Source organism: Neobacillus sp. SRL179 (genome assembly GCF_984799095.1).
Window position 1 is genome coordinate 479,194 of the sequence record NZ_OZ481792.1, and the last position, 13,430, is coordinate 492,623.

9 protein-coding genes are annotated in these 13,430 nt (G+C 41.5%); 6 read left to right on the plus strand and 3 right to left on the minus strand.

Going from position 1 to position 13,430, the window contains the following annotated elements; all coding sequences use genetic code 11:
* Positions 1 to 128: 128 nt before the first annotated feature.
* Positions 129 to 692 carry a glycerol-3-phosphate responsive antiterminator gene (locus AC4E8C_RS02420; protein WP_490209968.1) on the minus strand — a complete coding sequence of 188 codons (564 nt, stop codon included), beginning with the start codon at positions 690 to 692 and terminating at the stop codon, positions 129 to 131.
* 286 nt (positions 693 to 978) lie between these two features.
* Here AC4E8C_RS02420 and AC4E8C_RS02425 point away from each other — a divergent pair, with 286 nt between their 5' ends.
* The 3 genes from AC4E8C_RS02425 (at position 979) to AC4E8C_RS02435 (ending at position 3,603) form a co-directional block, all read left to right on the plus strand.
* Positions 979 to 2,676 (plus strand): glycerol-3-phosphate dehydrogenase/oxidase, encoded by a 1,698-nt coding sequence (locus AC4E8C_RS02425; protein WP_490209970.1) that lies wholly within the window; start codon positions 979 to 981, stop codon positions 2,674 to 2,676.
* Positions 2,677 to 2,901: 225 nt separating this feature from the next.
* Complete coding sequence (locus AC4E8C_RS02430) at positions 2,902 to 3,066, plus strand: hypothetical protein (RefSeq protein ID WP_490209971.1); 165 nt, start codon at positions 2,902 to 2,904, stop codon at positions 3,064 to 3,066.
* Positions 3,067 to 3,117: 51 nt separating this feature from the next.
* Entirely contained in the window at positions 3,118 to 3,603 is a 486-nt protein-coding gene (locus AC4E8C_RS02435) for a CBS domain-containing protein (protein ID WP_490209973.1), read from the plus strand.
* A gap of 114 nt (positions 3,604 to 3,717) precedes the next feature.
* On the opposite strand, the gene AC4E8C_RS02440 is transcribed toward AC4E8C_RS02435, so the two are convergent.
* On the minus strand, positions 3,718 to 7,824 hold the full coding sequence (locus AC4E8C_RS02440; protein ID WP_490209975.1) for a phosphodiester glycosidase family protein: 4,107 nt from the start codon (positions 7,822 to 7,824) through the stop codon (positions 3,718 to 3,720).
* 337 nt (positions 7,825 to 8,161) lie between these two features.
* Here AC4E8C_RS02440 and AC4E8C_RS02445 point away from each other — a divergent pair, with 337 nt between their 5' ends.
* Positions 8,162 to 10,246 carry a sigma-70 family RNA polymerase sigma factor gene (locus AC4E8C_RS02445; RefSeq protein WP_490209976.1) on the plus strand — a complete coding sequence of 695 codons (2,085 nt, stop codon included), beginning with the start codon at positions 8,162 to 8,164 and terminating at the stop codon, positions 10,244 to 10,246.
* 78 nt (positions 10,247 to 10,324) lie between these two features.
* Here AC4E8C_RS02445 and pruA read toward each other — a convergent pair whose 3' ends face one another.
* Positions 10,325 to 11,956, minus strand: coding sequence for an L-glutamate gamma-semialdehyde dehydrogenase (gene pruA, locus AC4E8C_RS02450; protein WP_490209978.1), 1,632 nt, complete (start codon positions 11,954 to 11,956; stop codon positions 10,325 to 10,327).
* A gap of 262 nt (positions 11,957 to 12,218) precedes the next feature.
* Between pruA and AC4E8C_RS02455 the strand changes: the two genes are divergently transcribed.
* Positions 12,219 to 12,623, plus strand: coding sequence for a hypothetical protein (locus AC4E8C_RS02455; protein ID WP_490209980.1), 405 nt, complete (start codon positions 12,219 to 12,221; stop codon positions 12,621 to 12,623).
* A 1-nt stretch (position 12,624) separates the two neighbouring features.
* The gene (locus tag AC4E8C_RS02460) at positions 12,625 to 13,296 is read left to right on the plus strand and encodes a PspA/IM30 family protein (RefSeq protein ID WP_490209982.1); all 672 of its coding nucleotides are present in this window, start codon (positions 12,625 to 12,627) and stop codon (positions 13,294 to 13,296) included.
* Positions 13,297 to 13,430 lie beyond the last annotated feature (134 nt).

Below are 13,430 nucleotides of genomic sequence, written 5' to 3' on the forward strand. Positions count from 1 at the left end.
TCGTCAAATATACTACATATTTTGTAGTATATCTGACGGTTCACAGGGTTCTCCATATCTCTACCCAAGAAAGCGTTTTAATTATCTGATTATTTTAATAATATCACGTAGTAAATGATATGGCAATGTTAAATATCGAAGTTCCAAAGGGAAGGATCCCCTGAGGAAATTGCCAGGGCACCAGCTTCTAAACCTTGCAGGATCTCATCTTTGGTACTGATTAAGCCGCCGGCAATGATAGGAAGATTGACTTGCCTGGTAAGCTGATCAATGATATTAGGCATTAAACCAGGCAAGATCTCGATTGCATCCGGACTAGAAGTTTTGCACATATCAATCCCTTTTTGGATTGCAGATCGATCAATTAGAAAAATGCGCTGAATGGTCATTAGTTTTTCTTCTTTTGCAAATTTAATGAGAGTGTTCTTCGTTGTAATAATTCCTGTTGGCTTCCAACTTTGGGCAATGTATTTAATCGCACTTCTTGTGTTGGAAAGGCCTTCAATAAAATCAATGTGAATAAAAATATGCTTCTTTGCTTGTTTTAAACGATCAAGATAATCCTTCATATTTAATAGATTTCCTGTTAATAGGAAAACAATATTACTATTACTTGCTATCGCTTTTTCAATATCCTCTTCGCTTTTTATGGACGCAATAACTTGTGACTGAACAAGATCGACAATATTCAAATACAACAGCCCCTTGATTTTTTCACGTTATAACTATGGAATAATAGTATATATTACTATTCTATAAAAAATGTTTTTTTCCTTTAATTAAAATTTCAATATCATGTTGTACCCACCTTGGATTCTTTATGATATAATTACAATAATTTCATAAATTGTCGGGAGAATTCAGAGAGACCACAAAACATTATCTAGAATGATAATGCTTTTTGTGGTCTCTTTTTATTTCCCTAAAAAAATAGGAAGCATACAATAATACGGCTTCGACAATCGGGAGGTACTGAAAATGAAATTTACAAATTTACATCGAAGAGACGTTGTGCAAAAACTTAAAAATGAACAATATGATGTGTTGGTCATTGGAGGCGGAATCTCGGGGGCGGGCATTGCATTGGATGCACAGACCCGAGGCATGAAGACAGCACTCGTTGAGATGCAAGATTTTGCTGCGGGCACTTCGAGCAGATCGACCAAATTAGTGCATGGCGGTCTCCGTTATTTAAAGCAATTTGAGGTGAAAATGGTAGCTGAAGTCGGTAAAGAAAGAGCTATAGTCTATGAGAACGGCCCGCATGTCACCACACCGGAATGGATGCTTCTGCCCCTGCATAAAGGTGGGACATTTGGCAAATTTTCTACCTCTATCGGTCTCCGAGTTTATGATTTCCTCGCCGGTGTCAAGAGGTCCGAGCGCCGGACCATGCTGTCAGCCGGTGAAACATTGGCTAAAGAACCGCTGATTAAAAGGGATGGTCTGAAGGGAGGAGGGTATTACGTGGAATATCGTACCGATGATGCCAGATTAACCATCGAGGTAATGAAACAGGCGGCGGCCAAAGGTGCAGTTGCCCTAAATTACTCAAAGGTAATTAAGCTCGTCTATGAAAATCAAAAAGTAGTAGGAGCAGCGATAAAAGACCAATTAACCGGAGAAGAATATGAAATCCGTGCAGAAAAAATTGTCAATGCTGCTGGACCATGGGTAGACCGAATTCGGGAGCTGGATCAATCCAAAAGGGGGAAAACCCTTCAGCTTTCTAAAGGGGTACACCTAGTTATTGATCAATCCCGGTTTCCGCTGCAACAGGCGGTTTACTTTGATACACCGGACAAAAGGATGGTGTTTGCCATTCCAAGAGATGGCAAAACCTATGTTGGCACGACAGATACCTTTTATAATGAAGACCCGATTACCCCTTATATGACCCAAGGTGACCGCAGTTATATCATTAAGGCAATTAATTACATGTTCCCCGGAGTAAACATTTGTGAGGCGGACATCGAATCGAGCTGGGCAGGAGTTCGTCCGCTTATTTTTGAAGAAGGAAAAAGCGCTTCGGAAATCTCACGGAAAGATGAAATTTGGGTATCGGATTCCGGATTGATTACCATTGCAGGCGGAAAATTGACCGGTTATCGGAAAATGGCTGAACTGGTTACAGATTTGTTAGCGGAGAAATTCCACATTGAAGCAGAAAGGGTGTTTCTAACTTGTCAGACCAAGAATATGCCCATTTCGGGAGGGAATGTGGGGGGAGCGGATAATTTTAAAAAGTTTATTTTGGATCATCTTCAAAAGGGAATGGAAGTCGGTCTCTCAAAGCAAGAAGCGGAAAAGCTGGCAAAAACATATGGCTCCAATGTCGACCGTGTTTTCGCCCTGTTGGCTGCACATAAAGAAGATGCCAAAAAGTATAATCTGCCACTGAATTTATTCGCGCGGCTTGTTTATGCGATTGAGGAGGAAATGGCAGCAGCTCCCATTGATTTCCTAAACCGGCGGACGGGGGATTTATTGTTTCACATCGACAACGTCCGGAAATGGAGGAAACAGGTTATTGCTTACATGGCGGCTCGTTTTAACTGGACGGAGCAGGAGCAAAGCAACTATGCTCTGGAAGTAGAAGCTGCTTTGGCTGCCTGTGTAGTCCCAGTTGATAAACAGGTAAATTCTAATGGAAATAATGTTGACACTGCTTCTTAAATCCGAATACTAGACAAATAATTAAGTGATTACCGATTAGCTAGAGTATTAATCTCTCGTACTAAATTTATTACGCCGATAAATGGGATATAGCTCAGAGCTTTTTATAAATACACCCTGTCAAATGGATAGTGGAAATAATAAAACAATCGAAGAGGCCTTAGCCCAGTTTTCCATAGGGCCAAGGCCGTTTATATTTTTGTATAGGTTAGGATTTTTGTGTGAATGGCGATTGGTGCATTTGTGCTGGGAATTGCGGCGAAATCATTCGGTTATAGCAGTGTTTATATCTCTGGAATAGTCCTTATTGTCGTAGGAGGTATTGCTTATTTTTCTTTAGCAAGCGGGAAGAAAAGAGAGGAACGCCGGGCAGTAGAAGAGTATAATTAAGGTAGATTGTATTTCCCTTAAAGAAAGGTACTAGAAAGGAGAAAGATCTACATGCAAGTACGTGATTTTATGATTCGAAAAGTAATTACAGCTAAGCAGTCAACTACTGTCAAAGAATTAATTTCTATTTTAGAAACGAATCGAATTGGCGGTGTACCAGTGGTTGATGATCAAGGGAATTTAGTGGGCATTGTTTCAGACGGGGATATCGTACGGTTTCTTTCCCCCCATAAAGAGAAATTATATTTAGCTTACTATATTACCTATCTAGAAGAAGCTCAAAAAATAGAGGATGTATTAAGAGAAAAAATGAATACTCCGATTGAGGAAATTATGGTCAAGAAAAATATTAAGACAATAGCACCTGATGATGACTTTGAGAGTGCCATTCGTTTAATATCCAAGCATCATTTTAAAAAGATTCCTGTCGTAAATGGAGCCGGCAGAGTTGTAGGGATCATAAGCCGAGGAGATATAATTCATAGTTTATCAAAATCCATCTTTAATGAGGAAGGTAATACTGAAACAACCAACTAACAAATATCCACCTGCAGCAAAAGTAGGATGAAAATAAGAAAGAGTCTATTTCAAAAATAGAAATAGACTCTTTTTTACTAATGTTGTACTTTCATAGTAAAATTGGAAAAATAATCACTCCTCGAAATAATCTTCATTTACGACCGTAAATTGATCGATGGTTTCGCCGTCGGAAGTAACAGTAGTGATGGTGATTTTGTCTTTTTTGACCTGGGCCTGTAGGGAAACGGCGATGTTTTCCATATTGACGAAGTCAAATTTTTCGTCAGCGACGGCATCGTAGTGTTTTTTACCAGTTGTGCCGGAAACGACGTAGACGGTTCCGTGCGGATCCTCTACACCCGCTTTCAACTTTTTCGTTCTGCCGTATGAGTGATCATGTCCGGAGAACACGATGTCAATCCCCAATTCATCGACGACCGGCGGCAGTTTTTCCTTTATGATTTCATTGCCGCCAAACGGATTTGTGAAATATGGCGGTTTGTGAGTCACAAGGATTTTCCATGGCTTGTCGGTAGCTGCAACATCCTGTTTAAGCCATTCGAGCTGCTCATCGAGTACTTCTGCACTATCCGTATAGCCGAGCACGCTGATATGCATGTTATTGTAGTCCACCGAATACGTTCCGCCAATGTCTGCCTTAGGACCGTTTTCCGGCGAGTTAAAGATCGACTTAGCAAGGCTTGCATCCGCATCGCCCATGTATTCATGATTTCCGAGCGTCGCCACCAGGTTAGTGGAACGAATCTTGCTGTATCCGTTTAACACGTTCAGGGTGTCATCCCATTGTTTAAACTTGGCCGATTCATCAATTAAATCGCCTACATGAATCATGAACGCCAGGTCCTTTTTCTCCAGATTGCCAAGAATTTTTGTGAAATCACTCAAATCGGACGGAGATTGGGTATCGCCTAACACCGCAAATTCAAAGCTCTGCTTTCGTCCCAAGGTTTTAAACTCCTGCCACTCGGACCAATTCTCACCATCCCCGACACGATATACATAGGTTGTATTTTGCTGCAGCTTCGTCAATTTGACTTCATTGACACGGACGATTCCATTCTTCGCCGGGTCCTGTTCACCCGAGAAAACCTGATTGCTGGAGATGCCGCTGGACGTTTTCAGTGCCTGTTCTCCGGCTCGGTCATAATCCTGTTTACGTGCGTATTGAATGACTGTGTCTTCTTTTGCTAGAGGACTCGACATCCAGGTGAATCCTTTTTCTTTATAAGGATCATCAGCTGGAGTTGAGATTATGTTCTTGATTTCCGTCTTAGCCGCAAGCGGCGGATATGTCTGCGTATTCACTTTAAACGAATACTTTCCATCCTTCACAGCAAATAAAGCGATATTCTTCACTTCATCAGTAATTTTATCTACCTGAAGTGTACCGTTGCCCGCTGTTTTTCCTAATAAGATGGCCTCCTTGCTGCCATTGATGACAGCGAAAATGTCAGCATCAGCAACCGGCTGATTATTCGTATCCTTCACTGTTATTACAGTCGGTTTCCCAAGTAAAATCGGTTCTGCTGTAAGGTTGAAGGCGCTAATGACATCCACACTGGCTGGAACCATTGAATAGGTTGAAACAAAGTTGGCTTCCTTAGGTGAAGTATAGGTTAAGCTTGCTTCCAGCATTTCAAATGCTACTTTGCTGCCTTCTTTGGTAGATTCGGGGATGCGAATCTGAATAGCAGCAGCATCTGCAACGGATGCTGTCTCACCACTATTCACCAGATGAAGCGTGAGAATCCCTGTTGTCTCATTATAGTTGAAGCTGCTAGTATTAAATCCATTTGAAAAATGAACATCCTCAACCAGGTAGTTTTTATCCACTTGAATTTTCATAGTAGATTCGGAAATTTCAGCTGGGTTGGTTGCCTTTACGACAAGCTCAAACACGTCGCCGAGCAAGGCATGTTCTTGTTTTTTAACCATATCAATCTTGGCTGCACCAGTGTTGACGGTAAAATAAACGGTTTTAATGGCTTGGTTTCCGAATTTATCCGGGACCATAAAGGTGACTTGATGGGTGCCATCTGCCCATTTATATCCTGTTAGTGAAACGGAACCATCCATGTCAAAGGAGAAGTGGCCAGGTGCTTGGGAATAGTCTTTGCCATCCGCAAAAATTCTAATTTTTTCCCAATCAATTCCTGTTTTAAACGGATCGTTCTCATATTCTTTCACATTTGCTTTCAAATCGATCCCGTTTGTCGTGAAGGCTTTCCCGTCGACGTTAATCGATTGAATTTCTGGAGCGTATAGGTCATCCACTTTTTCACCATAGACGGCACGGATGTTATCGACAAACACGGTGCCTTTGGTCATCGGCCCAGTGGTGCCGGATTTGGTCGACATTAATCGGAACGTCTGAGTTCCAGAAAGCTTGAACGGACCGGTAAAGGTGGCGGGAACCTCAGCCTCGATATATTTCCAGCCTGTCCAATCGATCCCTGGACTTTCCGCTGTAAGATTAATCGTCTGCGTTTTGCCACTTCCATCGACAAGGTTCATCCGCAGCCAGTAGCCTTGTGCTTCCGGTGTGGCATACACCCACATTCCAATGCCTGTAGGATTATCTGGAATGGCGATGTTTGAGCCTGGGCCTGCATAAGCTCCAAGTGTGGTTCCTGTTTGGGCGTTGGTCAAATCGAAATCCAATTTTAACGATTGATTCCCAAAACGGACAGGTTCCGGATAGGAGGACAAACCAAGTGATGCCTTTTCCCCGCGGCCAACAACGGTGGGTTTCCAGCCGCCAAGTCCGTTTTCAAAATCAAACAATACTTCTGGCAGCTTACCGACAGACACTTTAATTTGTGCTTGCAGGTTAGTGTTTTTCATTTTTGCTGTAATGGTGCCTGACACCGTCTTATCTCCTGTATGAAGCACGCCGGATTCATCGATGGTTCCCATGCCTTCCGGGATGTCAAACTCGAAATCTTCTAAGTTCCACGTTACGTCTCTTTTTTGGAATTCCGTGATTAAGTTCAAATCGGTTTCGCTGTTTTTCGCGGCCGTTAGCTCTGATGAAGTAAAGTACATCTTATCTGGCTGGGCGACTTCGATGATACTCTTTCCAACCTCATTGCCTTGATATTTCAGGATGACATCGAACTGGCCCGTTTTTCCGTTGGATGAAAATGTTCCATTTACGTCAATCGTGCCGAAGGATGAATCAGAAATTTCCCAAGTTAAACCGGAGGATGGCAATGCAGCAGAGGCCATTGATTTGTCCCTGCCCTTGGCAGTAAATGGAATGGTAGAGCCAGGAGTAAATGAACGATCATAAGGTTCGATATAGGCCGATGCAAAAACATGGTCGGATGGTTCTTTTGAAACAACCAGCCAAGAGTTCGCGACACTTCGTTCGGAACGGTCAGAAGGGGAGTTGTCGAGCTCTAGGTTATCTCCGCCCAGTTCGCGTGTCGTGAAGGTGGAGGACCCGCCACCGTCCAGATTCAGTGCTGAAACGGCACCTAAATCAATCATTAATTGAGCTAAGTCCGGCATGGAAATCCCGGCTGAATAGGGCTCCTGCCTCCCGTCGATTATGGCAAAAAAGACATCACCGTCGGCCTTAATGCCAACTGCGGTCCGTGGTTCTTTATCGGCTCCGGTTTGTGGAGTTTGATAGATTTGACCATTTTTTACGAGTATCGCATTGCCGCCAAGTGCCTCTTGGAGCTGATCCTTTATCCCCTCAAAGAGTGCTCCGTCGCCAATCACAGCCTCGCCTGATTTTGTCATCCCGAAGAACTCCTGTGAGGGTGAGTACTGTTCTTTCACAGCTTGACCATCTTTGTAAACGATCCCGAGCGGCTGGCCTGTCGCCATATTATAAAAATCTGCATTCACAGCGGCAACGACCTTATGATTCTCGCGATCAGCTGCAGCTGCTTGCTGCCTAACGGGCTGAAGCCCAAACGCTGTTCCATCATTAGGTGTCCCTGCTTCGATGGCAATACTCGGATTATGTACATCCACATCCACTACAAAACTCTCAATCTTTTTTCCGTCTTTTCCTTCAAAACTATAGTGCTTTTCCACTGCGCCTGGAGCAATAGCTGCCCGGTATTCATTAATCGGCGTCTGGACAATGGCTGAGCTTAAATCAAAGCTCCCTAAAGCCGACGTTAAATCTGGTGAAATGACACTGCCCGCCAACGCAATCGACAGTGTCATCGGCAAAAAACGACCCTTCCAACCTCTCTTCATAAAATACCCCCTATAAATTGATTAATACTTGCAAATTCCGTCAACTTCATACTATTTCAATAATGTTAAGCTGTTGTTAATTTTATTTTAAGAATTTTCAAAATAAAATAGGGTGAAGGACCTAGTTGGTGTTTCATGGTATGTATCCACGATTGTTTTCCCAATAAGTGGGTTGAAGGAATGAGGCAGTGTGGAACGAAAGAAAAGTCGAATAAATGGGAATTGTTTGTAAAATATCGAAAGAAAAACCCCCTATATTTGGTATAATGGAGTTGATCAGACACCAAAATCCAAAAAATGCTATTTTGTCGTGCAATCTTTTAAAGGAGGGGAATCATTGAATAATATCCCAGCAAAGATAGATTCCATATCTATAACTAGAATAAGAGAAAAAGGCGTGGAATCCATCGTCGATTGGTTCGCTCTGCATAAACAAACGTTCTATACACTTGGCTGGTCCTATCTTAGTAATCAGCAGCAAATGGAAGAACTTTTCTACCGTTCAATTATTAAAGTCCAAAAGGAATTGCCTCGATTTAAAAATGAAATATCATACGAAATGTGGGTTACATCTATTTTTATACATATTTGCCGTGAGCTTTCTAGTGATAAAAGTTTACAAGGTACAGAGGAGAATGAATTACGGCAGGGTATATTTAAAGCACTTGATCAATTGCAAGTGGACGAGAGAGAAGCAGTGGTTCTTACTTATATAAAAGGATGCTCTCATGAGGAAGCAGGACAACTACTCCAAGTCCCAGTGGAAAAAGTGAAAGAACTTCTGTTTTCCGGAATCAAGTCATTGAGAAAAGAAATGGGGTACAAAGCAAGTTTTAATGGCTGTAAGGAGTATCATAAGCATTACATCGATTATTTAGAAGGAGCTATGGAGCGTCCTAGAAAGATTGATTTAGAGATACATATCTATCATTGTCAAGAGTGCCAGAAAGATCTGTCTGCCTTTCAGGAAGTCATGTTAACCTTGATAAATCTTACGGATCGGATGGAAGACTTTCATGTGCCGGCGGGGTTCATGGAGAACGTCAATGATAGACTGGCAGAAAAAGAGAGGCAAAGACAACAAAAGAACAAGAAGCGAAAACGGGTAGGGCTTCTTGTTGCAGGAGTATTCGCATTGTTAATCGGGATTGATTTTTTTACAGGCGCGTTTACCAATCTCTACTACGGATGGACAGAAGACGATCAACAATTACGTGCCTATCTTCAACAGGACCTGGGTGAAAGGCTGAACCTGGAGGCGGAGAGCAATGGAGTAAAAATTACGATCAAGAGTGCAATTGCGGATGATGTTCAAACGCTTGTTTTTTATGAAGTAGAAGATACAGAAGAAGACAATCAATATGTGATGAATAATAATGATGGGGTTTTTGTGGAGAATCAACATGAAATTATGAGTAGAGAAGCAAATCCAAGATACTATCCACCGGCACTTGAATCGAATGTAAAAAATAAAGAAAAAAACGTGTATCATGGGAAGATTAGTCTGCTGCCACTCTCTAAGGAAAATGGGACCATCAAGCTAAAAGTTACCAAACTCCAGAAATGGATTCGTGATTCCTCCGGACGGAATAGGTTTGGGGACTTCCAAAACATGGAATTAAAAACAGGGAAGTGGGAATTCGAGATCCCTGTAACAAAACAGCCTTCCAACGAATATGCATTGGATGAAGAAACCGAAGTCGAGGGGATTCCAGTACGATTTGATAAACTAACGATTGCTCCCACCGCAACGATTCTCCAGTATGGAATTAATAATGAAAAGCTAGAGAAGCGGCTTGAGGCTCTTAATTTTGACAATCTAGTAGTGAACAATAAAAAGGTGAAAGCCGATATGTATGGCGGCAGCTCCTTTGTGGATTCACAACAAGACGTGAATTGGTATACTTTTCAAACAAACTTTGACCCTCTTTTTGGAGAAGAACCAAAAGAGATTAAAGTCCAGTTTAAATCTGGATATTTAACGGTTGAAGATAAAAAAACTATCGAACTGGATGCTGCTATGAAATATCCGCAAGCTTTTGACTATGCAGGCAGTACCATATCGATTGATAACCTGGAAGTGGGACAGACTACCAACATTGTTATAAGTAATCATGAAGTTAAGGATCGAGCATATGAGATGCTTCAACTTAATTTTGTAGGGGAGGATGAAAATGACCCGATTTCAGCGGAGATGGATTCTGAAGGAGTGATTGTTGATAAAAATGGAGTTGAATACGGTATGAATGAAGCCGCTGCCGCATATGACAAAATCGAGCAGCCTCGTTATTTTGTTACAGTTCAAAGGATGAAGTTACAGAGTATTAACACGGGAGAAAAAGGAATTCCTAAAAGGCTGGATATTTTTGGATACAATACAACAAAATACTTGGATAATGTTATAAGGATTTCCTTGAAATAAAAACCGTGCCTGTCACTACCCGGCATTTGTCGAATTCAACTCGACATAATTCGGGCGGTGACAGGCACTTTTTACTTTTTATTCAGCATCCATAAATGGATAAGCAATATCTGCAGTTGGTGCAAAGTTTTCTTTGATTACACGAGGACTGGTCCAACGAATCATGTTAAAGACAGAACCTGCTTTATCGTTTGTACCAGAACCACGAGAACCGCCAAATGGCTGCTGGTCAATCATGGCACCAGTTGGTTTATCATTGATATAGAAGTTTCCAGCTGCGCCAGAAAGCCTTTGTTCTAAGTGAATAATGGCTTCACGATCTTGAGCAAAGATAGCGCCAGTTAAGGCATAGATGGACGCTGTATCGACTGCATCCAGCGTTTCTTCTAATTTATCATTTTCATATACATAAATCGTTAATACTGGTCCGAATATTTCTTCTACCATTGTTTTGAAGTTTGGATTGGTTGTCACTATGATGGTCGGTTGAACAAAATAGCCGACTGAATCATCATAAGTACCACCAGCAATAATTTCCGCTTCTTCAGAAGCAGCAGCATAATCGATATAACTTGTAATTGAATCAAAAGCAGCTTGATCAATGACAGCACCCATAAAGTTTGTAAAGTCTTGAATATCGCCTACTTTAAGCTTCGCAGTTTCTACCATTAAACCAGCCTTTACTGATTCCCATATGCTGGCTGGAATGTAAGCACGAGAGGCCGCAGAACATTTTTGTCCTTGGTATTCAAAAGCACCACGAACGAGGCCCGCTACGACTTTGTCTGCTTGTGCAGTTTCGTGAACAAATACAAAGTCCTTACCGCCTGTTTCCCCAATTAAACGAGGATAGGATTTATAGTTTGCAATGTTTTCCCCGACTGTTTTCCAAATGGTTTGGAACGTATTTGTCGATCCAGTAAAGTGGAATCCAGACATACGAGGGTCTGTTAATACTACTTCGGATACTTGTGAACCGCGAGAAGGTACAAAGTTAATGACCCCTTTTGGTAATCCTGCTTCTTCTAAGACACGCATAAAGTAATAGTTTGATAGAAGAGAAGTGGTTGCAGGTTTCCATACGACTACGTTCCCCATAATGGCAGGAGCTACAGGTAAATTTCCCCCAATTGAAGTGAAGTTAAATGGAGAAATGGCTAACACAAAGCCATCTAATGGACGGTAATCGGTCCGGTTCCAGATATTCTTCATACTGCTTGGTTGAATTTGATAGATTTGATTAGCGCAATCCACGTCATATCGCAAGAAATCCACTAATTCTTGTGCAGCATCAATTTCTGATTGATAAGCTGTTTTAGATTGTCCTAACATAGTAGAAGCATTGATGACATCACGGTATGGACCAGAGATTAAGTCAGCAGCCTTTAAGAAAATAGATGCACGGTGTTCCCATGGCATGTTTGCCCATGCCTCTTTTGCCGCCATCGCCGCTTCAATCGACTCACGCAGCTCTTTTTCGGAAGCCTCGGAATAGTTTGCTAACACATGGTGATGATCATGCGGCATCACCACTTGCTTTACTGTATCTGTCTTAATATTTTCTCCATTAATTATCACAGGAATATCAACTACGATATCAGATTGGCGCTTTAATTCTGCTTTTAATGTTTCCCGTTCTTTTGTACCTGGCGCATAGGTATGGCCAGGCTCATTTGTAGGTGTTGGGATTTTGAAAATTCCGTTGCTCATTCTATCACGTACCTTCCCGTTTAAATTTTCGGTTACTTCTTTAGGATATTTGTTATTTTCATATAGATATATCTCTCGGCAAATTATAACATACTTTCTTCATTAATGCGCTTTCTTTTCTTCTTACATCCCACGGATGCGCCTCCTGCTTGTGACCGTGATTACATTTAAAATTTATTAGAAAATATATCTTTCCTTTCACCAAGTTTTCACCATTCTCTATTAATATTCATTACATCAAGTAAAGAAAGGAGATAAAGAAATGAATACAAAAGTGAAAAAGAGTATTTTCTGGGGAGTCATCGTTGCTTCTACTGTAGTAGTTATTAACGTACTCCACTTGTTATTAGGAGGCGGCAGCGCATTTGCCAGAGGTCCACATGGTGGTCATGGTCCTGGTGGTATGGGCCATGGCGGCGGACTTTGGGGCCGCCAAATGATGAATGGTCCTCATCATGACGGAGGATTTCCGTGGCTTTTCCTTATTATTGGACTAGCAGTTCTAGTTCTAGTAGTGAGATGGCTAAGAAAGAAATCAAAGGCTTCCTTTATGAACCAGTTTATTGACACCACTCTAGCAGGTACACATTTACCGGTAACTAACCAAAATGCTAACGTTTTGGATCAATGGGAAAAAAATCTATTAACGAAAAAGGAGAATGAATAAAATGGGTATATTTAAAAGAGTAAAGACAATTGCAAAAGCGGATATTAATGGGCTATTAGATGGTATTGAAGATCCAATTGCGATGTTAAATGAGTATTCAAGGGAAATGGAACAAGAAATTGTAAAAGGACAGAAAGCGTTAGCCCGTCAGATTTTTGTAGAGAAAAAACAAGAGGGACTGATCTCTCAAACCAAATCATTGGTGGACAAGCGTATCCGACAGGCTAAACTGGCGATTGAACAAGGTGATGAGGCAATCGCAAAATTGGCTGTGCAAGAAAAGCTCAACCAAGAAAAGCAGTTACAACTTTATCAGGAGCAATTAAAGGCTGTTAAGGAACAAACTCAAATTCTGAGCGAAAAATTGGACGAGCTAAAGGAAACGTATAACCAACTACTGCAAAGGAAAGTGTTGTTAGCGTCCCGTGCGAACGTGGCTCAAACGATCAAACAAGTACAGAAAGCAACCATTTCCTTCGATACGAATGATATTGCAAGAGGAGTAGCCCGTGCGGAGGAAAGGATTTTAATGATGGAGGCTGAAGCTCAAGCCGGCAATCAGTTTGCGGCTCCGTTAGCTCAGTTTGATGCTTCGTACGATAGCTATGTGAGCGAAGAAGAGTTAAATAAGGAAATAGAAAAGTTGAAGAGTGAAAAAGTAGCTGTAGTATAATTCAGTAGGAGGGGAGCACCACTAGGCGTGGTGCTCCTTCTCTATCGTTTCTCTACCATAATTTAAACGTGTAATCGTTTTCTATGATAAAATTATTATAGGAAGTAGTAGTTTATATCTCTATTGCAACAAGT

What these genes read in the sequence shown, in the direction of transcription:
- AC4E8C_RS02425 (WP_490209970.1), top strand. Translation starts at nt 979, where the DNA reads ATGAAATTTACAAATTTACATCGAAGAGACGTTGTGCAAAAACTTAAA.
- AC4E8C_RS02430 (WP_490209971.1), top strand. Translation starts at nt 2,902, where the DNA reads ATGGCGATTGGTGCATTTGTGCTGGGAATTGCGGCGAAATCATTCGGT.
- AC4E8C_RS02435 (WP_490209973.1), top strand. Translation starts at nt 3,118, where the DNA reads ATGCAAGTACGTGATTTTATGATTCGAAAAGTAATTACAGCTAAGCAG.
- AC4E8C_RS02440 (WP_490209975.1), bottom strand. Translation starts at nt 7,824, where the DNA reads ATGAAGAGAGGTTGGAAGGGTCGTTTTTTGCCGATGACACTGTCGATT.
- pruA (WP_490209978.1), bottom strand. Translation starts at nt 11,956, where the DNA reads ATGAGCAACGGAATTTTCAAAATCCCAACACCTACAAATGAGCCTGGC.
- AC4E8C_RS02455 (WP_490209980.1), top strand. Translation starts at nt 12,219, where the DNA reads ATGAATACAAAAGTGAAAAAGAGTATTTTCTGGGGAGTCATCGTTGCT.
- AC4E8C_RS02460 (WP_490209982.1), top strand. Translation starts at nt 12,625, where the DNA reads ATGGGTATATTTAAAAGAGTAAAGACAATTGCAAAAGCGGATATTAAT.